17 protein-coding genes are annotated in these 22,011 nt (G+C 49.2%); 14 read left to right on the forward strand and 3 right to left on the reverse strand.

The features are described from left to right. The coding region (locus tag ACFPB1_RS18995) for a YhgE/Pip family protein (RefSeq protein WP_379227687.1) at window positions 1–841 on the forward strand (841 nt) is incomplete at its 5' end. A 183-nt stretch (window positions 842–1,024) separates the two neighbouring features. Here the strand turns inward: ACFPB1_RS18995 and ACFPB1_RS19000 are convergent. Beyond that, complete coding sequence (locus ACFPB1_RS19000; protein WP_379227688.1) at window positions 1,025–2,383, reverse strand: stalk domain-containing protein; 1,359 nt, start codon at window positions 2,381–2,383, stop codon at window positions 1,025–1,027. A 445-nt stretch (window positions 2,384–2,828) separates the two neighbouring features. Here ACFPB1_RS19000 and gltB point away from each other — a divergent pair, with 445 nt between their 5' ends. Continuing rightward, window positions 2,829–7,433: a glutamate synthase large subunit gene (gene gltB, locus ACFPB1_RS19005; protein ID WP_379227689.1), complete on the forward strand. Its 4,605-nt coding sequence runs from the start codon at window positions 2,829–2,831 to the stop codon at window positions 7,431–7,433. Between the two features lie 66 nt (window positions 7,434–7,499). Here gltB and rfbB read toward each other — a convergent pair whose 3' ends face one another. Both rfbB and ACFPB1_RS19015 read right to left on the reverse strand, forming a co-directional pair. After that, window positions 7,500–8,483: a dTDP-glucose 4,6-dehydratase gene (rfbB, locus tag ACFPB1_RS19010; RefSeq protein ID WP_379227690.1), complete on the reverse strand. Its 984-nt coding sequence runs from the start codon at window positions 8,481–8,483 to the stop codon at window positions 7,500–7,502. A gap of 636 nt (window positions 8,484–9,119) precedes the next feature. Further along, on the reverse strand, window positions 9,120–9,494 hold the full coding sequence (locus tag ACFPB1_RS19015) for a helix-turn-helix domain-containing protein (RefSeq protein WP_379227691.1): 375 nt from the start codon (window positions 9,492–9,494) through the stop codon (window positions 9,120–9,122). A 289-nt stretch (window positions 9,495–9,783) separates the two neighbouring features. On the opposite strand from ACFPB1_RS19015, the gene ACFPB1_RS19020 reads away from it, so the two are divergent. The 12 genes from ACFPB1_RS19020 to ACFPB1_RS19075 all read left to right on the forward strand — a co-directional run bounded on the left by ACFPB1_RS19020 (window position 9,784) and on the right by ACFPB1_RS19075 (window position 21,952). Further along, window positions 9,784–10,533: a YveK family protein gene (locus ACFPB1_RS19020; protein WP_379227692.1), complete on the forward strand. Its 750-nt coding sequence runs from the start codon at window positions 9,784–9,786 to the stop codon at window positions 10,531–10,533. Continuing rightward, window positions 10,514–11,176, forward strand: coding sequence for a CpsD/CapB family tyrosine-protein kinase (locus tag ACFPB1_RS19025; protein WP_379227693.1), 663 nt, complete (start codon window positions 10,514–10,516; stop codon window positions 11,174–11,176). Before ACFPB1_RS19020 ends, ACFPB1_RS19025 begins: the two co-directional genes overlap by 20 nt. Before the next feature lie 259 nt (window positions 11,177–11,435). Next, window positions 11,436–12,338, forward strand: coding sequence for a UTP--glucose-1-phosphate uridylyltransferase GalU (gene galU / locus ACFPB1_RS19030; RefSeq protein WP_379227694.1), 903 nt, complete (start codon window positions 11,436–11,438; stop codon window positions 12,336–12,338). Then, entirely contained in the window at window positions 12,338–13,072 is a 735-nt protein-coding gene (locus ACFPB1_RS19035) for a sugar transferase (protein ID WP_379227695.1), read from the forward strand. Before galU ends, ACFPB1_RS19035 begins: the two co-directional genes overlap by 1 nt. Window positions 13,073–13,178: 106 nt before the next feature. Then, window positions 13,179–14,657, forward strand: a complete 1,479-nt coding sequence (locus ACFPB1_RS19040) for a hypothetical protein (RefSeq protein WP_379227696.1) — start codon at window positions 13,179–13,181, stop codon at window positions 14,655–14,657. Beyond that, a complete protein-coding gene (locus tag ACFPB1_RS19045) occupies window positions 14,654–15,721 on the forward strand; it encodes a glycosyltransferase family 4 protein (RefSeq protein WP_379227697.1) in 1,068 nt (355 codons plus the stop codon). The genes ACFPB1_RS19040 and ACFPB1_RS19045 overlap by 4 nt, the downstream gene beginning before the upstream one ends. Window positions 15,722–15,728: 7 nt before the next feature. After that, a complete protein-coding gene (gene pssD, locus ACFPB1_RS19050; RefSeq protein WP_379227698.1) occupies window positions 15,729–16,187 on the forward strand; it encodes a PssD/Cps14F family polysaccharide biosynthesis glycosyltransferase in 459 nt (152 codons plus the stop codon). Then, window positions 16,184–16,666, forward strand: coding sequence for a PssE/Cps14G family polysaccharide biosynthesis glycosyltransferase (gene pssE, locus ACFPB1_RS19055; protein ID WP_379227699.1), 483 nt, complete (start codon window positions 16,184–16,186; stop codon window positions 16,664–16,666). The genes pssD and pssE overlap by 4 nt, the downstream gene beginning before the upstream one ends. A 57-nt stretch (window positions 16,667–16,723) precedes the next feature. Next, entirely contained in the window at window positions 16,724–18,061 is a 1,338-nt protein-coding gene (locus ACFPB1_RS19060) for a UDP-glucose dehydrogenase family protein (RefSeq protein ID WP_379227700.1), read from the forward strand. Between the two features lie 119 nt (window positions 18,062–18,180). Further along, the gene (locus tag ACFPB1_RS19065; protein WP_379227738.1) at window positions 18,181–19,110 is read left to right on the forward strand and encodes an endo-1,4-beta-xylanase; all 930 of its coding nucleotides are present in this window, start codon (window positions 18,181–18,183) and stop codon (window positions 19,108–19,110) included. A 54-nt stretch (window positions 19,111–19,164) separates the two neighbouring features. Further along, window positions 19,165–20,748, forward strand: coding sequence for a murein biosynthesis integral membrane protein MurJ (murJ, locus tag ACFPB1_RS19070; RefSeq protein WP_379227701.1), 1,584 nt, complete (start codon window positions 19,165–19,167; stop codon window positions 20,746–20,748). Continuing rightward, a complete protein-coding gene (locus ACFPB1_RS19075) occupies window positions 20,729–21,952 on the forward strand; it encodes a polysaccharide pyruvyl transferase family protein (protein WP_379227702.1) in 1,224 nt (407 codons plus the stop codon). The genes murJ and ACFPB1_RS19075 overlap by 20 nt, the downstream gene beginning before the upstream one ends. The last annotated feature ends 59 nt before the right edge of the window (window positions 21,953–22,011 follow it).

The following is a 22,011-nucleotide window of genomic DNA, read 5'->3' on the forward strand; positions in this document are numbered from 1 at the left end:
GCCGAGCTTGCCCTGCAGCTCGGCGGAGCTGGCGGGCGGCGCCGGCCAGCTGGCGGACGGCTTCGCCGCCCTGGCGAGCGGCGCGTCGCAGCTCGCCGCCGGCTCCGCCGAGCTGCAGGGCAAGCTCGGCGACGCCGCGAGCCAGAGCGCGGGCGTCACCGGCACCGACGCCCTCTACGACATGTTCGCGAATCCGGTCCATGTCGAGGAGCAGAAGCTCACGAGCGTGCCGAACTACGGCACGGGCTTCGCGCCGTACGCCTTGTCGCTCGGCCTGTTCGTCGGCGCGCTGCTGTCGACGATGGTCATCCCGATGCGCGAGACCGGCACGCAGCCGCGCTCGGGCTGGAGCTGGTACCTCAGCAAGGCGCCGCTCTTCATCGGCGTCGGCATCGCGCAGGCGCTGATCGCCGACGCGATCCTGCTGTACGGCATCGGCCTGCACGCCAACCATCTCGGCGCATTCGTCGGCTTCTCCATCCTGACCAGCGTCACGTTCATGATGATCGTCCAGTTCCTCGTGACGCTGCTGGATCAGCCGGGCCGCTTCGTCTCCGTCATGCTGCTCATCCTGCAGCTGACGGGCAGCGCGGGCACGTACCCGGCGGAGCTCGTGCCGGCATGGCTGCAGCGCATCGGCGAATGGCTGCCGATGACGTATTCCATCCGCGCGTTCCGCGAGATTCTGACGGGCAACGAGCTGCGGGTCACGGGCGGCTGCGCGGCGTTCCTCGCGGTCGTCGCCGTCGTCTTCGCGGGGCTGACGCTGGCCGTGTTCCAGCTGATGTACCGCAAGGAACGGATTCGCGGCGCGGAAATGCCGGCCGAACTGACGGCGTGATGCCGGGCTTGACGGGGGAAGGCTGACTTCATTGGAAATGATGATAACGACGACAAGGGCGGGATCCCCGGCGCAGCGCATGCTGCCCGGCGATCCCGCCCTTTTTTTTGGACGATGCCGGTATTGGCTGACTTCCGCTTCTGGCCTGAGGAGCATTATCCCTCTGCGGGCGCGGACGTACGCTTACGAATTAATGAACACCGTCGCGATCGGCTTCCGGTATTCGACCTGGTAGCCGAGCCCGCGCGAGAGCGCGGCGAGCGGCAAATACGTGTAGGCGGTGCCCCCGGACGTCTGCAGGAAGGCCGGCGTCTCGAGCGGCACGGTCCGGCCGTCGACCTTCATCGTGTTCGCGCCGATCGTGAACGCGACCTTCTTGCCGTTCGAGCCGATCGTCGCCGTCCGCGTCTTCGGCTCCCAGTTCAGCGTCGCGCGCAGCGCGTTCGCCACGTCGCGCATCGGCAGGAACGTCGCGTTGTCCTTCAGGACGGGCTTGTTGCCGCCCTTCAGATCCGCGCCGTTCACGACGACGCGCAGCGGCGTGCCGGCGGGAAGCGCGGCCGGTTCCCGGTAGCTGCCCCAGATGCCATCGGCGAACGCGCGGCCCATGAGATCGTAGCCGTATTGGTTCGGATGGATGTCGCCCTTCGCGATGTACGTGTACGTCAGCTCCTTGCCGCGGAACGGCTTGGAGACGTCGACGGCCCGGACGTCGTAGCCTTCCTTCCCCAGCTTGGCGGCGAGCGCCTCGTCCAATCCTTTCAGCCGGTCGACGGCGGCGGTCAGGACGCCGTACTGCGACGGCGTGATCGCTTTATTGATGACGGACGGCGCAGGAACCGGCAAGTACTGGTCCGCGAACACGATCGTCGCCTTCGGGTTCAGGCCGAGGATCGTCCGCAGCGACGACTCGAGCTGCGGCATGTAATCGTCCAGCATGGCGTTCAACTGGTCGCCGAGCTCCGCGTCCGTCAGTCCGCCCTGCTTGATCGCGTCGAAGATCGGAGTGAAGTCGTTGCCCCCGATCGTCACCGTCACGAGAGCGGCCTGCTTCAGGTCCGCGGCGAGCGCGGCCGTCTTGGCCACCGTCTCCGGGGCGAGCGGGTACGTCGACAGGTTCTGCTGGACGTCCTCGGCGGTGATCGTCTTGCCGTCCGCCGCCGCTTGCAGGAATTTGCCGAGTCCCGGCGTCCTGAGCGCGATGATGCCGTAGTTCTTGAGCTCGGCGCGGCCGTGGTACAGCGCCTGCTCGTAGACGCGTTCGGCGTAGCCGTACGGCACGGAGGCCGTATTCATGCCGAGCTCGTACCCTGCCGTGAGCGAATCGCCGACGGCGACGATGCGAAGCGGCTCGTTCGCCTGCGCTTTCGGCGCGGCGGGTACTGCCGTTGCCGCGTAGGCCTGGACTCCGGCTGGCGCTCCTGTGCCCCCGCTCGCCCGGCCTGCCGCGGCGGCGCTTCCAGCGCCCGGCGCTGCGGTGAGCAGCAGAGCCGCCGCGAGCAGGACCGCGAGGCTTGACGGTTTACGAATTGAATGGAACAAGGCCAACACATCCTTTGCATAATTATGCGTCCGAGTGAAAAGAAATGTACAAATAGTACAAGGCTTGCCCGCGGGTACGCGTTGCTTCGTTAAAGAACTCTTATCACTTGCATAAAAATATTAAATTGATATCGATTGGGGGTAATGATAAAATAATATAATAACGAAAATCCATCTAGATCCTTGCTTTGCCGAGGGATGCTGATGAATACGGCATTTTTAACCAGCCGCAGCTCAGCGTCTTTTTTTGAAGCGAGCCATGAAAGTTCGGAGGAAGGTTTTTCATGCTACCTCCATTGTACGCGATCTTGGCCCGGAAATGAAGTCGCGACCGATGCATAACAATCCATCCCTTGGGACGTTCCCAGGATGCGGCCAGGGACCGGGGGGCCCCGCCGTTTGCTTCGTTTATCCAAAAATTTCTTTATAGAAAGGTTGCATCCACGTGAAAGAGAATCGTTTAGGATTGCCGCCGAAGCAAGGCCTGTACGACCCGCAGTTCGAGAAAGACGCCTGCGGCATGGGCTTTGTGGCCAACATCAAGGGATTGAAGTCGCACACGATCATTCAGCAGGCGCTGACGGTGCTCGAGAACATGGAGCATCGCGGCGGGCAGGGCAGCGAGCCGAACACGGGGGACGGAGCCGGCATTCTGCTGCAGATTCCGCACGCGTTTTTCGCGCGCGAGATGAAGGCGCAGGGCGTCGAGCTGCCGGAGAGCGGCGACTATGCCGTCGGCATGCTGTTCCTGTCGCAGGACGAGCGCGTCCGCGGTATGCAGGAGCGCGAATTGGAGGCCATCATCCGCGAGGAGGGCCAGACGCTGCTCGGCTGGCGGACCGTTCCGACCAACGACGAGAAGCTGGGCCAATCCGCGAAGTCGGTGAAGCCCTACGTGCGCCAGGTGTTCATGGGCAAGGACGCGTCGCTGCAGGATGAGCTGTCGTTCGAGCGCAAGATCTACGTCATCCGCAAGCGCGCCGAGCTGGCGATCCGCTATGCCGGCATGGAAGGCGCGGACACGTTCTATTTCTCCAGCTTCTCGAGCAAGAAAATCGTCTACAAGGGGATGCTGACGACGGAGCAGGTCCGCTCGTTCTACGTGGATCTGAACGACGAAGCCGTGGAAACCGCGCTCGCGCTCGTGCACTCCCGCTTCTCGACGAACACGTTCCCGAGCTGGGAGCGCGCGCATCCGTACCGCTACCTGATCCACAACGGCGAGATCAACACGCTGCGGGGCAACGTCAACTGGATGCACGCCCGCCAGACGCTGTTCAAGTCCGAGTTGTTCGGCGACAGCCTGGATCGGATCAAGCCGATCATCAACCCGGACGGCTCCGATACGGCGATGTTCGACAACACGCTGGAGTTCCTGTATCTCTCCGGCCGCTCGCTTCCGCACGTCGCGATGATGATGGTGCCGGAGCCGTGGGCGAACCACGAGGGCATGAGCGACGAGAAGAAAGCCTTCTACGAATACCACAGCACCTTGATGGAGCCGTGGGACGGACCTGCCGCGATGGCGTTCACCGACGGAACCCAGATCGGCGCGATTCTCGACCGGAACGGCCTGCGTCCCGCACGTTATTATGTAACGAAGGACGACGTCATCATTCTCGGTTCCGAGGCGGGCACCGTCCACGTCGATCCGGAGAACATCCTGTACAAGGACCGTCTCCGTCCGGGCCGCATGCTGCTGGTCGACACGAAAGCCGGCCGCATCGTCTCCGACGAAGAAGTGAAGGCGCAGATCGCCGCCGAGCACCCGTACCGCGAATGGCTCGACGAGCATCTCGTCGGTCTCGATGAGCTGCCGGACGCGCCGGAGCTTCCGGAGCCGGACCACGAGACGGTCGAGCGGCGCCAGCAGTCGTTCGGCTATACGTTCGAGGACCTGCGCAAAGTGCTCGAGCCGATGGCGGGCAGCGGCGTGGAGCCGATCGCGTCCATGGGCTACGACGCGCCGCTCGCGGTGCTGTCGGAGCGTCCGCAGCGCTTGTTCAACTACTTCAAGCAAATGTTCGCGCAGGTGACGAACCCGCCGATCGACGCGATCCGCGAGGAGATCATCACGGCGACGGGCACGACGCTCGGACCGGAGCGCAACCTGCTGAACCCGGAGCCGGAGAGCTGCCGCCAGATTCGCCTGGCGACGCCGGTGCTGTCCAACGAAGACTTCGCGAAGCTGCGCCACGTCCGCCGTCCGGGCTTCAAGTCGATCACGCTGCCGACGCTGTTCACCGCCGCCGACGGCGAGGAAGGGTTGCGTTTCGCGCTGAAGCAAATGTGCGAGGCCGCGGACCGCGTCATTAAGAAGGGACACAACGTCCTGATCCTGTCCGACCGCGGCGTGGACCGCGAGAACGCGGCGATTCCTTCGCTGCTGGCGGTATCCGCCCTGCATCACCATCTCATTCGCGAGGGCACGCGGACGAAGGTCAGCCTGCTGCTGGAATCCGGCGAGCCGCGCGAGGTGCATCACTTCGCGCTGCTGCTCGGCTACGGCGTGAGCGCGGTCAACCCGTACTTGGCGTTCGAGACGCTCGACGACATGATCCGCCAAGGCATGCTGAAGGGCGTGACGCACGAGAAGGCGGTCAAGAACTTCATCAAGGCGGCGACCAAGGGCGTCGTGAAGATCCTGTCCAAGATGGGCATCTCCACGATCCAGTCGTACCGCGGCGCGCAGCAATTCGAAGCGGTCGGCCTGACGGAAGAACTCGTCGACGCGTACTTCACGTGGACGCCGACGCGGATCGGCGGCATCGGCCTCGATACGATCGCGGAAGAGACGCTGAAGCATCATAACCGTGCGTTCGCCGAGCAGGAAGGCCGCGTCCGCGAGCTCGATTCCGGCGGCGAATACCAATGGCGCAAGGACGGCGAAGACCATCTGTTCAGCCCGCAGACGATCCACACGCTGCAGATGGCTTCCCGCGCGAACGATTACAAGCTGTACAAGAAGTTTTCCCAGCTCGTGCAGGGCGAGGACAAGAAGCATCTGACGCTTCGCTCGCTGCTCGATTTCAATTATACGGCGGAGCCGGTGCCGATCGACGAGGTCGAGCCGGTCGAGTCGATCGTGAAGCGGTTCAAGACGGGCGCCATGTCGTACGGCTCCATCTCGAAGGAAGCGCACGAATCGCTGGCGATCGCGATGAACCGCATCGGCGGCCGGTCCAATACCGGCGAGGGCGGCGAAGATCCGGCGCGCTACATTCCGGACGCGAACGGCGATTCCCGCCGCAGCGCGATCAAGCAGGTCGCTTCGGGCCGCTTCGGCGTCACGAGCCACTACCTGGTGAACGCGGACGAGATTCAGATCAAGATGGCGCAAGGCGCGAAGCCGGGCGAAGGCGGGCAGCTGCCGGGCCGCAAGGTGTATCCCTGGGTCGCGGAGGTGCGCGGCTCCACGCCGGGCGTCGGGCTCATCTCGCCGCCGCCGCATCACGATATTTATTCGATCGAGGATTTGGCCGAACTCATTCATGACCTGAAGAACGCCAACCCGCGCGCGCGCATCAACGTCAAGCTCGTCTCCGAGGCGGGCGTCGGCACGATCGCGGCGGGCGTCGCCAAGGGCCGCGCGGACGTCATTCTCGTCAGCGGCTACGACGGCGGCACGGGGGCATCGCCGCTCGCGTCGATCCGCCATGCCGGCATGCCGTGGGAGCTGGGCCTCGCGGAGACGCACCAGACGCTCATGATCAACAACCTCCGCGACCGCGTCGTCGTGGAGACGGACGGCAAAATCATGAACGGCCGCGACCTGGCGATCGCCACGCTGCTCGGCGCGGAAGAATTCGGCTTCTCGACGGCGCCGCTCGTCGTGCTCGGCTGCATCATGATGCGCGTCTGCCAGCTGGATACGTGTCCGGTCGGCGTCGCGACGCAAAATCCGGAGCTGCGCAAGAAGTTCATGGGCGACCCGAGCCACGTGGCGAACTATATGCTGTTCGTCGCGCAGGAATTCCGCGAGATCATGGCGGAGCTCGGCTTCCGTACCGTCAACGAGATGGTCGGCCGCGTCGACCGTCTGCAGACGAAGGACCTGATCGACCATTACAAGCTGAAGGGCATCGACCTTCGTCCGCTGCTGCACCAGATGGACGTCCCGCAGGACGCCGCGCGGTACAACACGCAGGCGCAGGATCACAAGCTCGAAGAGTCGCTCGACCTGCAGAAGCTGCTGCCGCTGGCGCAGCCGGCCATCGAGACCGGCGAGCGCGTCCGCGCGACGCTGCCGATCACGAACATCAACCGCGTCGTCGGCACGATCGTGGGCAGCGAAGTGACGCGCAAGCACGGGGCGAAGGGCTTGCCGGAGGACACGATCTCGTTCCACTTCGTGGGCTCCGCCGGCCAGAGCTTCGGCGCGTTCGTGCCGAAGGGCATCACGCTCTCCCTGGAAGGCGACTCCAACGACTACGTCGGCAAAGGCCTCTCCGGCGGCAAGCTCATCGTCGCGCCGTCGCCGAAGGCGACCTTCAAGGCCGAGGAGAACGTCATTATCGGCAACACCGCGTTCTACGGCGCGACGAACGGCGAAGCGTACATCCGCGGCATCGCGGGCGAACGGTTCGCGGTGCGCAACTCCGGCGTGAACGTCGTCGTCGAAGGCGTGGGCGACCACGGCTGCGAATACATGACGGGCGGGCGCGTCGCGATCCTCGGCGCCACGGGCCGCAACTTCGCGGCCGGCATGTCCGGCGGCGTCGCGTACGTCCTGGACGAAGCCGGCGACTTCTACAAGCACTGCAACATCGAGATGGTGCTGCTGGAGCGCGTCGAAGACGCCCGCGACATCGACGAACTGCAGGGCATGCTGAAGCGCCACGCCGAGTACACCGGCAGCGCCGTCGCCGACCGCCTGCTGTCCGACTGGGACAATGCCTTGACGAAGTTCGTCAAGGTTATCCCGAAAGACTACAAGCGGATGCTCGAGCAGATCGAGAAAATGGAACAATCCGGCCTCGCCGGCGAAGAAGCGCTCCTGGCGGCGTTCGAAGCCAACATGAAGGAACTGGCGCGCGTGGGCGGGAATTAAATTTATCGCTAAACAAAAACACTCGAGTTCAGCCAGGCTGAATCTCGAGTGTTTTTGTTGTTCCTATTAAGCGGTTGAAAGCCGAAAGCCTAGCGAATGCGCGTACCAATCCGCCGTTTTTTGAATGCCTTCTTCAAAGCATATCCGAGGCATCCATCCCAGTTCTCGCATGATCTTGGAGGGGTCATTGGCATAGCGGTAATCCTGCGCCGGCCGGTCCTCTACAAACTGGATCAACGTTGGGGGTTTATCGAGCAGCTGCAAGATATGGCTTACGACGTCGATTGTTCTTCGTTCCTGACGCGCGCTGATATTATAGGCTTCGCCGGGACGGCCGTCGTGCAGGACGAGGTCAATTGCTTGGATATTATCCGTGACATACAGCCAGTCGCGAATGCTCTGCCCTTCGCCGTGAATTGGAATCGGTTTATTTTGTAGAGCGTTCGAAATCGTCATGGGTATTAGTTTCTCCGTGTGTTGACGAGGGCCGTATGTATTGGCGAACCGCACGAAGTTAACGGGAAGGCCATAGGTGAGATGGTAAGATTTCACGAGGAGGTCGGCAGAAGCTTTGCAGGCGGCGTAAGGATTATTAGGAGCAATGGGAGAACCCTCCGTGAAGTAACCCGTATCGCCTAATGCGCCGTAAACCTCATCCGTAGAGATTTGCACGAATTTACTGACATAATTTCGTAACGCAGCTTCAAGCAGCGTTTGGGTACCGTTTATATTGGAAGTAACGAATAGAGTGGGTGCGGAAATGCTTCGGTCGACATGCGATTCGGCGGCAAAGTTAACGATGGCATCGATTCGATACACATTCATGACGGATTGGACAGCTTCGAAGTCACAGATATCAGCCCGCACGAAATGATAGCGTTCCGTTTTACTGATATCGGCAAGGTTGTCGAGATTACCCGCGTACGTGAGCTTATCATAATTAATTATCGTATAAGTCGGATATCGATGAAACAAATACCGGATAAATTGACTGCCGATGAAGCCGGCTCCTCCGGTGACCAGTATCGTTTTCGGAGTGTCGGGAAGCAAGAAGTCACCATCCTTATCATGATTTGGAAGGATTCTACCATTTGTAGAGGGCTGAATACAATAAGCTTTAAGTAACTTTTAGATAAAATGAGATGAGTACTTCGAGCCTGAATTGTGAAGAAAGTGTTAGGCTCACTAACACCTACGGCCTTTTCTGGGAAAATCGACAAAATAAGAATTAAAATATGAGGAAGGACCCACAACCTTCGACATTCTTTTTGGATTGGACTGTATATAATAGAAATACAGTTGGCAGGTGCAGAATAGAACAAAAAAAGATAGAGATTAAAGGGAGAGGTTCTTAGTGGCACAAATGCAGACGAGAAATCGGATGTTGGGGAGTAGGGGCAGTAGTATGATGAATAAGCACAATCAAGACAATGATGGAAGTACAACTTCTCAGGCTGTAGAGTTGGATGTTGTGGTAATTCTTGAGCAACTTGGCATCGATCGTAAAGACTGGCCAGCTGACCTGCCACCCCTGTGAGACAATCATTCATAATCAACAAATTGCATACATATACATCAGAGGATGAAAAACCATAGTCGGTTTTGCCGGCTATGGTTTTTTCTTGCTAATGATAAGGTTATATGTGCTAGGTTAAGGAGGCTGGAATCAGCTACTGCAATCGACCTTTATTGTCTATTCATGTTGCGAGCGGCGCGTACGAAAGCAATGAAATTGCGAGCTTCCTCAGGTGATAGTTTGACACCATCTATAGTTAAATCGAATTTCCGAAGGATTTCTTCTTCGGACAGCTCCAGTTGATCGACGAATTTTCGAACGGGCTCATCCAAAGTGATGTGAGGTATAGTGGTCCGTCCAACTAAGTAGTCAACGGACACGTTGAACAAATCGGCGAACTTCGACAATGTCTCGGAGTCAGGTTCGCGACGATTTTTCTCATAATGGGATAGCGCTGCGCGGGAAATACCAAGTAGTCCTGCGGTCTGTTCTTGAGTCCACCCCCTATCTTCCCTCAACTTAAAAATGATATTCCCAATGTTCATATTTCTCCTCCTAACTAGCATTATCTCCATATTATAACGAAACGCTTTCTAATGCATGTGTAGTTACAAAACGTCGCAAAAATGTGAAAACATTGAAAAACCTATTGACATGTTACGTTCTGTATCGTAAAGTTTAAAATACAGATTGATACGAATCGTATCTGAAGACCCTATATTGCATCTTATCCAATCGTTCGCTTTTTATTCATTTGTCGGTTTTAAAAGATTGGTGCTTGTGTCAAAAGGACTGGGAACAACATTAAAATCATTTAAATTGGAGGAGCGGTAAGTGGAACTTAAACATTACTTTGCAATTATTAAGAAAAAGTTCTGGCTGGTATCAGTGATAGTAATAATCGTCTGTGGGGCAACTGCATTTAATAGCATTATGTTGACGACACCGTTCTATCAAGCAAATGCGAAGTTAATTGTTAACCAGACGAATCAGAAAGACGGAGATAATGTACCAAGTGTAGGTCTCGTACAAGCGAATATAATGATGATCAATTCCTACAAGGAAATTATTAAATCAAGTGCGATTTTGAAAAAGGTGACAGCTGAGTATCCAGATTTACGAATTCAGGCATCGAATATTAGCGTTGTCTCTGCGAGCAATTCCCAGGTTATGAACTTGACATATACCGATACTTCTTATCGTTCAGCAGCCGCTAAAATCAATGCAATATCCAATGTATTCAAAGAACAAATTCCATTGATTATGAATGTTGATAATGTAACGATTTTAAACGAGGCGGAGATGGGCGCGGATTATGAACCGGCACCAATCAATACGAATCCTATTATGAATATCATTTTAAGTTTTGTTATTTCTTTCATGCTTGGTATTGGCATCGTGTTCCTATTGGATTACATGGACAATAAATTCAAGTCGGAACTCGAGTTGGAGAAAGAGTTGGGTTTACCAGTATTAGGCGTAATCCATAGAATTCATGCCAAGGATAAACGTCAGATTAGCGTGGCGCCAGTTTCAAAAAAACGACAATTAGGAGAAGGGTCTTATGCGACAATCAACCAATGATCGACATTCGATTAATATTGTAAATACTCAAACGGCAGTGTCAGAGGTGTTCCGTACGATTCGCACAAATATCCAGTTCTCTTCCAGCGACTCTCCTGTCAAAGTTATTATGGTTGCTGCTGCTCAACGGGGTGAAGGAAAAACGACAACAATATGTAATCTTGCGGTGGCCTTTGCGGAAGAAGGTAAAAGCGTACTACTAATTGATGGTGATTTGCGCAATCCAAAACTTGATCAGCTGTTTTCATTTAAGGGTCGGGATGGGCTAAGTAATGTTTTGGCCAATCAGGTATTTTGGGGCGACGTTGTTGCCGATACAGGGATCCCAAATTTATCAGTGTTGGTGTCTGGTCCTATCCCTCCTAATCCAGCGGTATTATTGGGAAGCAATCGCATGAGTAAGCTCGTGGAAGAAGTGAGAAATAGATATGATGTGATTCTAATCGATACGTCTCCAGTCGGCTTGGTAACAGACAGTATCGTGCTTAGTACGTATTGTGATGGGGTTGTAATGATCGTGTCGTCAGAACAATCGGATAAACAGATTGTCAGAAAAGCAAAGGCAAGTTTAGAACATGTGAATGCTCGTATTCTAGGTGTTGTATTTAATAATTTGAAGCAAAGAAAAGCTCCAGCTTATTGACCTGTGGGGTTTCCAAGTAAAGTTTAGGTAATGTCTACTGAACCTTTATCACTGTAGATACTCGATCACGCTGTGGGCAATCTGCCTTAGACATCCATTGTCGAGGGTGTGATGTGAGGAGGGGTTAAATGCCCCCTTGCATAAACCATAAAAACAAGAGTTATATTTTCTTAAATATAGCTCTTGTTTTTATGTTTTTAAATGTTATCAGTTTATGCCAAATATAGATAAATTAAATATAAGGCTAGGGTGATGAGAAATGAAGAAAGTTAAAAAGGCGATTATACCTGCAGCGGGTCTTGGAACTAGATTTTTGCCGGCTACCAAAGCGATGCCGAAGGAAATGCTGCCCATTGTCGATAAGCCAACGATACAATACATTGTCGAAGAAGCGATTGAATCGGGTATTGAAGACATCATTATCGTGACAGGCAAAGGGAAGCGGGCTATCGAAGATCACTTTGATATTGCGTTTGAATTGGAGCAAACTCTGTTGGAGAAGGGTAAACTTGATATTCTGGAAGAGGTCAGGAGATCTTCCAGTGTAGAAATTCACTATATCAGACAAAAGGAAGCTCTGGGGCTCGGTCATGCGGTTTGGTGTGCAAGAAATTTTATTGGAAATGAACCCTTTGCTGTTCTGCTGGGCGATGACATCGTGCAGGCTGAGGTACCCTGCACAAAGCAGCTCATTGAACAATATAATCAAACAGGTTGTTCGGTTATCGGTGTGCAATCCGTTGAGTGGGAGCAAACGAATCGTTACGGGATAGTAGATCTGATCGACGGCGAAGAATCGCTATATAGAGTAAAGCGGTTTGTAGAGAAGCCTCCAGTCGGCCAAGCACCTTCGAACTTGGCGATCATGGGAAGATATGTGCTGACATCGGATATCTTCAAGTACCTGGAGAGTCATGAAATCGGTGCAGGCGGAGAAATTCAGCTTACGGATGCAATTCAAAAGTTGAATGAAGAACAAGGCGTATGCGCGTATGACTTCAAAGGGATTCGGTATGACGTTGGCGAAAAGCTGGGATTCATCCTTACGACATTGGAATTCGCACTTGTCAATCGAGAATTGCGGCATCCGTTATTGTTGGCTATGGAGGGATTGCTGGAACGCGAACGTAATGTAGCATTTCATGCTAGAGGTGAAAAATAATGACGTCACCCCATCAAAACGATGCGGAAGTAATAATGCAGAATACAACTTACTATGCGGCAGCGAGTACATTGTCACAGGAAATAGGGAGTGCAAATGCTTTATCACCGGGCTTAAGGAAGCCGACAACCTTATACAGTGTATTCAAAAGGGGGATCGATATCTTTGGCTCCTTCTTCGGTTTGTTATTACTGACTCCCGTGTTTATTATCATTTCGATCTTGATCAAGGTTGAGGATCCGGGGGGGACAGTTTTCTTCTATCAGACAAGAGTTGGGAAGTCCGGAAAGCACTTCAGAATGTTCAAGTTTCGCTCCATGGTCAGCAATGCGGAGCAGCAATTGGATCATTTGCTTGGGAAGAATGAGATAAAAGGTGCCATGTTTAAAATCAAAAACGACCCGAGAATTACCAAGGTGGGGAAATTCATTCGCAGGACCAGCATTGACGAACTGCCACAACTCGTCAACGTGCTGCGTGGGGAAATGTCTTTGGTAGGTCCGCGTCCTCCCCTTCCAAGAGAGGTACTGCAATACACGAATTACGACAGACAGAGACTTGAAGTCGTCCCGGGATGTACGGGATTGTGGCAAGTTTCCGGCAGGAATGACGTAGGATTCCACGAGATGGTTGAATTGGATTTATACTACATAAATAACTGCAATGTAGTAATGGATTTGAAAATCATGTTTAGAACGATCCTCGTTCTGTTTGGGTCCAAAAATGCATTTTAATTTCGGTGGGTATAGATAGAACAGGTGTATCGGTGAGCAATGAGATGAACGCTGTTCTGCTATGCCCCGAATAATTAACAAGAGTAAAAACTAGAAGGTGATCCGGATGGAGCAGACAATCCGCTCTAATTACTCAAATGACAAATCGGTCTTGCTTTATTTATGTTATCCACTGCTGTTTCAGATCGCCGCAATGCTACTTACCGTTAACTTGCTGGACATCAAATTATCGTTACTGTTTATCGTTTTGAACGCTGTTATATTTACTTATTTATTTATCTACTACATCAATAATATTACGTTGATGATTATTAATATCATCATCATGATATCATTTCAGAATTTGTTCATTGGGCTCGGGGATATGCTATCTGCCTATCAAAGCAGCGGATTGGCACTAAGGCCGCTACTAATCTACAAGGAAATAATTTCCGTTATTGTTTTAGTGTTATTGTATCTTAAAACGAATAAGAAAATCCGTATAAACAATTACGAAAAGATTGTACCTGTACTTGTTATATATTTACTTATAGAATTGCTAATATCCGGAGCTCAAATGGAATCGAAATTATATTATCTGAGGACTTATTTGATCCCTTTCGTCTGTTATTTGATCGGTAGAATGGCCTACTTTGAAATGAAAACCAAAAGCGGCATAAAACCGATCATAAATACAGTGACGGTAATTGGCGTTATGGCAGTCGTAATTGGCTTTATCTTCTTGCTGATTAGCGTCGATTCCTCACTTTGGAGAGACATTTTCCATCTAGGATTGATTTCTGAAGCGAAAACAGGCAGGTATGAAGATTTCCCTAGATGGTATACGCCCATTGGCCCTTTATATTTAAGAAGAATGTTTTCGTTCTTTTTTGATTCCATTAGCTTGAGTTATTTTCTGATTACTTCGTTAATCTGTTCAATGCTGATCAGGAAGAGAATCATGCTTCCCATACAACTGCTGCTATTTGCCGGTCTGATCTTTACTTTTGGTAAAGGCGCAATTGGAATGCTGTTGATTTTGATGGTCATCATCATATGCATACACTACATGAAAATAAATGCTAAATGGTTCGTTACCGCTTTTCTAGTAGTAATGGGCATCGCTTATGAGTTCGTTTACAATTTTAATTTCCGATCGAGTGCCTCGGTACACTTTGACGGGTTAATGGGACCGCTAATGAATATATTTTATAGCCCACTGGGGCACGGTCTAGGGATTGGGGGCAACTACTTTGCTATCCTAAACAATGTCAAGGCGTGGGACATCAGTTCAACCGGAGCGGAGAGTTTCATCGGCGTCATGATCTATCAGCTCGGTTTTCCGGGTATTGTCATGTTCCTGTTCTTCTTCATCAGCATGATGAGAAACTTACTATCGGCTTATGCAACCGCCGACAGCGAAGAGCGCTTTAGGTATATCGTATTATACGCAACGGCATTCTCAATTCTTATCGCATCGCTCTTCCAGGAGAGTACGATGGGCCTGAATTATACGGGAATATTGTTTATGCTGATTGGATTCTACGTATCAAAGTCGAAAGAGTTCAACGTACGGCAATATCAAGCGAAAGGTGAGAATGTATGAAGATTAAAGTATTGATTGTAGGATCTTCTCTCGAGGATAAAGGCGGAATTGTGACCGTCATCGAGAATATTCTGCAAAATGTAGATCGAGAGATGGTGAACATTAAAACGATCTCTACCTACTTGACCGGATCGAAACTCCTACGAATATGGACTTATTTCACAGGGATTCTGTTACTGCTTGTTAATTTATTTGCATTTAAGCCAGATATCGTGCATATACATATGTCTTATAAAGGAAGTTTCTATAGAAAATCACTTATTATCTTGCTATTAAAGCCATTCAGAGTACCGGTCATAACGCATATCCATGGATCAAGCTTTAAGGACTTTTACGCTGGTATGTCGCCTATGGCCAGAAGCTATTGCTATTATATTCTCAATTCCTCTACGAAAATCGTTGTCTTATCTAAAGAATGGTATCAATTCTTCAGCACAATCGTTAACAAGGATAAATTGAAAATTCTCTATAACGCGGTGAAGCCGCCGCAACTCATTCGTACGAAAGAAGAAAATCCGTTTCCTGTATGCTTATTCCTCGGAAGAATGAGCGTACGGAAAGGGATTTTTGATTTATTAGAGGCTGTTCAAATGATTAAGAGTCGAAACATATGTACCAGATTCATTCTTGCAGGTGACGGTGAAGTGGATAAGGTCCGTTCGATTGTCAAAGACAATTGTCTCGAAGACTATGTCGAGGTTGTTGGATGGGTTGACAAGGAAGAGAAAGATGAACTGCTGCGAAAGTCAGACATCCTTATCCTGCCTTCCTATAACGAAGGGCTTCCGATGGCTATACTTGAAGCGATGTCTTTTGGCCTGTCAATCATTAGTACGACGGTGGGTGGAATACCTGAGCTTGTCATTAATGGAGAAAATGGATATTTAATCCAAGCTGGCGAGGTAGACACGTTATGCACCAGGATTGAAATGTTGGTAGACAACAAGAAATTAAGACAACAACTAAGAAACAACAACATCAGACGAATACGGGAGGATTATCATATTCAAGTTTTTGTAAGAGAGTTGACAACAATGTATCGAAGTTTAAAACAGGTGAGGTGATGAAAAGGTGAGTAGAAAAATTTGTCTGATCAGTTCTACCGGAGGTCACTATGCGCAATTGAAAGAAGTAATGTCGATGGTGAAGAAGTTTGAGTATTTCGTCGTTACAGAGCGGAGCAAGATGACGGAGATGGCTTCCGAGCGAATCTATTACTTGCGGCAGCAGGAAAGAAGCAACATTTCCATTTTCCTCAATCTGTTTATCAACTTTTGCATATCGCTGTACATCTTGCTGCGCGAGAGGCCAAAGATCATCATTTCTACAGGTGCTGGTGCGGTACTGCCGTTATGCATCTTTGGACGATTAATGGGTGCTAAACTCATCTTTATCGAAAGCTTCGCGAAAGTAAGCACCCCGACTATGACCGGTAAAATTTTATACAGAATTTCAAATCGGTTCTACGTACAGTGGGAGGATATGGAGAAAGTATATCCTAAAGCTTTATATAGGGGGGCGCTCTATTGATATTTGTAACGGTAGGCACACAGAAGTTCCAATTTGATCGCTTAATTAAAAAAATGGATCAATTAGTAGGTGAAGCCCGGATTCAATTACCTGTAATTGGACAAATCGGGTATTCGAACTATAGGCCCAAACATTTCCAAGCTTTCGACATGCTTAATGCACAACAAGTAAGTGACTACTTTGTCAAGTCAGACATTATAATTACTCATGCTGGGACCAGCTCAATCATTCAAGGATTAAAGAGAGAGAAGAAGATGATTGTGGTACCGAGACAACTGATTTTTAATGAACACATAGACAATCACCAGTTGGAAATCGCGAAAGTATTCGAAGAGAAGCAGTTTGTAGAAGCCGTGTATGATATTGAAGAATTGCCCGCTAAATTGGAAGGTATCCAAGCGAGGGTCTTCAATAAATACATCATCGATAACAGTAATCTTCTTCTAGATTTAGAGAAGTATATTTTAGCTCATATGTAATGGTAGTTCTATAACGACGAAAATCCTTAAAAATATAAATATATAGGAGTGGAATAAATGAATATCGCTGTCATCGGAACCGGATATGTCGGACTCGTATCGGGCGTTTGTTTCGCGGAATTAGGGAATAATGTGACTTGTGTAGATAAGATTAGCAGTAAAATTGAACGATTGAAAAACGGAGAGTCTCCGATTTACGAGCCGGGATTAACTGACTTGATCCAAAAGAATGCAGAAGGCGGTCGCTTGCAGTTTACGACATCGTTGGCTGAAGCGCTTGAGCAATCCGAAATTATTATTTTGGCTGTTGGGACGCCTTCCTTACCGAGCGGTGAAGCCAATATGAGTTATATCTACGAGGCTGCTAGAGAAATCGGGGAATTGATTTCAAAATATAGTATTGTCATCATTAAAAGTACGGTTCCGGTTGGGACAAATGAAAAAGTGAAGAGCATCATTCAGGAGCAAACATCAGTTCCGTTTGATATTGTATCTGTTCCTGAATTTCTACGAGAGGGATCGGCTGTTCACGATACATTCAATCCAGATCGGATCGTGATCGGAGCCGAACGGAAACAAGCAGAACAAATTGTCGTTTCATTGCATAGAGATTTAACCACGAATATCGTCGTTACTGATGTCAGGAGCGCCGAAATGACAAAATATGCATCAAATGCTTTTTTGGCGACAAAAATATCTTTTATCAATGAAATTGCCAATATCTGTGAAAAGGTTGGCGCGAATGTCGACGAGGTTGCCAAAGGCATGGGGATGGATAAAAGAATCGGAAACTCGTTCTTGCGAGCAGGTATCGGTTACGGGGGATCGTGTTTCCCTAAAGATACGAGAGCGCTCATTCAAATCGCAGGAAACGTGGATTATGAATTCAAACTCCTAAGATCCGTCGTTGAAGTCAATCAAGATCAACGTTTCCAGGTAATTAAGAAACTGCAATCCGTATTCGGCAGTCTGGCCGGTAAGACAATTGCGATTTGGGGGCTAGCGTTCAAACCGGAAACTGACGATATTCGCGAGGCTCCGGCGATTGAGATTATCGACCGCCTAATTACTCTAGGCGCGCATATTCATGCGTACGATCCTATTGCTTCTGACAATTTCAAGCGTCAATTCGATCATGCAAACATCCGTTGGTGTAAGGATGCAATGGAAGCTGCTCAAGGCGTTGATGCGCTGTGCTTATTGACGGAGTGGAAAGAGTTCTTGCAAATCGACTTATGTAAGCTGCAAAAGATCATGAACGAACCAATTCTGATTGACGGTCGAAACGTGTTTTACGAAGACGATTTATTAAAAACGAAGTTTGTCTATTATTCCGTCGGCCGACCACATTTGGCAAGTGGTATCCGAGGTAATTTACCGTTGTTGACACTGTAAGCATGGCGGGGCGCTTTAAACTTCTAATCGCAACTTTGGCGATAATAAGTCTTGTCCTGATCATTAAATCAGAAATCTTTTTATCGGTATGTAGGAGTTGCGATCAACCTTTGAAAAAGATGGCCGATAAGCAGCAACTGTTAATTGGAGCTGCTATTAACTACGAAAAGGTTGCAAGCGATTCGAAATACAAGTCTATTGTTAAATCCGAATTCAATATGGTCACCGTTGAGAACGACATGAAGTTTACGTCCATCCATCCTGCGCGTAAACAATATGATTTTAACAAAGCAGATGTGGTCGTGAATTTTGCATTAATGAATAATTTGCGAGTACAAGGGCATACGTTGGTCTGGCATAATAGGATACCAGACTGGTTATTGCGTGGACACTATTCGAAAGAAGAAATGAAGCGTATTTTAAAGGACCATATTCAAACCATCGTCAGACATTACAAAAATAAGGTGTACGCCTGGGATGTCGTCAACGAGGCATTTAACGATGATGGTAGTCTAAGGGATTCAATATGGCTGCGAACGATAGGTTCCGAATATATAGGGTTGTCTTTCCAATGGGCGCATGAGGCGGATCCCAAAGCGTTATTGTTCCTAAATGATTTTGGAATTGAAGGATTGAGCGATAAGTCTACGGCTGTATATCGTTTAATTTCATCGTTAAAGATGCAGGGCATTCCTGTCAATGGCGTAGGGTTTCAAATGCACTACAGTATTTCCAAGGAGTTTAATGCGGACAATGTGAAACGTAACATGAAGCGCTATCGCGATATTGGTGTGGAGGTGCACTTTTCAGAAGTAGACATTGCAGTACCAGGAAACGATCCGAACATGGAAACCGACATCCAAGGTGATTTATATTTCAAATTATTAAACACCTGTCTCAATTCGAAAGGAACGTGTACGGCATTTATAGTTTGGGGAGTGACTGACAAATATTCGTGGCTACCTAAAGAGAAGTCCCCTTTGATTTTCGATCAACGTTTTCGCAAAAAAGAGGCGTACGAAGCGCTGGTGGATGCATTAAAGCAATGACCATTTCGTAAAAATGAGAAGGCTACCTTACTTTGGAACTAAAGAGGTTATTCAATGTCAAAGAAATTGCTTAGAGCCGGCATAATTGTGTTCGTGGTTTCCATCATAAGCAAGTTGCTGGGTTTCTCGAAAGAGACGTTAATCGCCGCTATCTACGGGACTTCAATTAGCTCGGATGCCTACTATATTGCACTTACGCCAAGTACACTGGCGATCACTTTTTCTTTAAGTCTTAGTGGGATATTTATACCCCTGTTCATCAGGGATCTCGATCAAAGAAACGGTGCATTTCGTTTTCTAAATAACGTATTGGCTTTGTTTTTTTTCTTCACGCTAATCCTTTATGCCGGATTATTCTTGTTTCAACATCAATTCCTCGATCTTATTGCACCTGGGATTCCTGTAGAGCAACAGCAACTTTATATATCGTTATTGAAAATTATGTTCCCACTTATTTATATTGTGATTGCCGTCCAAATCTATACGGTTGTGCTAAACAGTATGAAAAGTTTCTTACTGCCTGCCATAAGTATCCTTCCTAGCAATTTGCTAATTATTTTGTATCTGGAAGTATTTAAAGATAAATTAGGCCTTACAGGTGTAGCTTATGCAACATTGATCTCTAATGTTATTCAATATGTTATCTTGTACTTTGCGTTGAAAAAGTATGACTATAAAATCAAACTTCCAGTTAAGTTTTTTGATTTCAAAACGAAAGAATTTTTGTTGCTCCTATTACCTATTTTAATGAGTACGAGTTTCAGCCAAATCAGTGCGATCGTCGACCGTGTATTGGCTTCTGGGCTCGGGGAAGGCAGCGTCTCGTCATTAATGTATTCGTTTCGCTTAAGGGGTCTGGCTACGGGGGTGTTTATTACTTCAATCATAACCGTAACCTTTCCGAAAGCGGCTGAAATGGCGCATAAGTTGGAGGTTAAAAAATTAGAAGCGTTCACGAAAAAATGTATGGTCGCTTTAATATACGTCCTGGCACCACTAACAATCTTCTTCATGGTGTTCAGCAAAGAAATCATTAATTTGCTATTCGAGCGAGGGAAATTTGATCAAACCGCTACAGCCATGACATCGGGCATATTCTTTACGTATTCCATCGGTTTAGTGGCTATTGGATTTCGGGAAGTGGCAGTCCGAACCTTCTATACGTTTAAGGACACGAAGACGCCAACCTTTATTATGGTAATCAGTCTTATGCTCAACATCGTTCTCAGCGTCGTCTTTACGAGATTCTACGGTCTTCAAGGCCTGGGGCTCTCAGCAAGCCTCTCCTTCATTTTCACCGCAATCGTGATGGGTTATAAGCTACCTAAGCGTCTGCCTAATTTATGGTCAAAAGATTTTGTCGTCTTCCATATCAAGGCGTTATGTGCGTTTGTTATTTCTTATCTGATTATCATTTTCGTGAGAGACAGCGGTGCGATTCAGTCGTTTCATGAATTAAACGGGATTGAAAAATTAATCATGCTCGGTGTTTATTTCGCGCTCAGCACAGTGGTTTTTATGCTCGTACTCCTTGTAATCAGAGAAGAACATTTAATGGGTTACTGTAAAACAATATGGATGAGCAGGAGACGAAAAGTTCAGAGGAGAGATGAAAAAGTTGAAAATATTAATTATTAATGCGCATTCATCCAAAAATAAGGGAGACGCTGGTATTTTATTGTCGATGATCGATTCGCTTAAGAAAAACAACCCGGGCTGTGAGATCAGGATCAAATCCAGGTTTCCAGAGGTCGACAAAAACGCCTATGATATTCCTGTTTCTGCTTGTATTCATAATGTATCGGTTAGCCCGAATATTTCAAAACTGCAAAAGGTTCGGAATGCATTCAAATTAGTGAGTATGATTCGCGGGCCAAAAAACAATAAAGACGATCCGGATTATCTCTGGGCAGATGTCGTCGTCAGCTGCGGTGGTGGGTTTTTGTTGTCCCACGGGTTCAGCGTAGCACTTTTGCAGCATCTGGCTCAAATCAAAGCAGCTATCGATCTCGGTAAGCCTGTCATTATCTACTCGCAGTCCATTGGACCATTCTATAATAAGTTCATGCAAAATGTGACCCGCGATATACTGAATAAAGTGACGAAAATATACATAAGAGAAACGGTTTCGCAATCTTGGCTGCAAAAAATTGGTTGCAACGAAAACTTAATCGAGGTTGTGCCCGATTCCGCATTCTGCATGATGGAAGAGGAGTCGAAGACGATAAATAAGCTTTTGGCTAAAATCAAAAGCCAGCATAAGGGGCCGTTGATCGGCGTTACTGTCCGCGATTGGAATTTCCCTGAGCTGAAAGATAAGGACGAACAACGAAAAAGTTATGTCAACAGTATCAGAGCGCTTATCAATTTCCTAACCGCCAAGATTGACGCCAAACTGATCTTCATGCCTCAGGTTCTTGGACCGAATCCGTTTAATGATGACAGAATTATCAGTAGAGAGATTCTCGCGGGCATTAATCCGAAGCAAGCCGAACTTCTTGATCTTGACTTGTCTCCTCGTGAATTAAAGTATTTCTATTCCAAAATGGATATGTTCGTTGGAACGAGAATGCACTCTAACATTTTCGCGCTTTCCAGCAATATCCCCACTGTCGCAATCAACTACGAACATAAAACTAGAGGAATCATGAACATGCTGGGCCTGAATGAATATGTTATCGAAATTAATACGATTAAGCCGGACGAACTAATGGCCGTCAGCGATAAGTGCTGGAAGAACAAGGCGGAAATTAAACGCCATCTTGAATCGAAAATCCCTCAAATTATAAGTGATGCGGAAATACCCTCCAAAATCATCCAAAGCTATCTAGTGATAAGCTAGAAGTATGCCAGCTTTGACAGGGGCATGCGTATCCGAATGAACAAGAGGAGCGCATTCTT

It is taken from the genome of Paenibacillus sp. GCM10023250, assembly GCF_042653205.1.
In the GTDB taxonomy this organism is placed as follows: domain Bacteria; phylum Bacillota; class Bacilli; order Paenibacillales; family Paenibacillaceae; genus Paenibacillus_Z.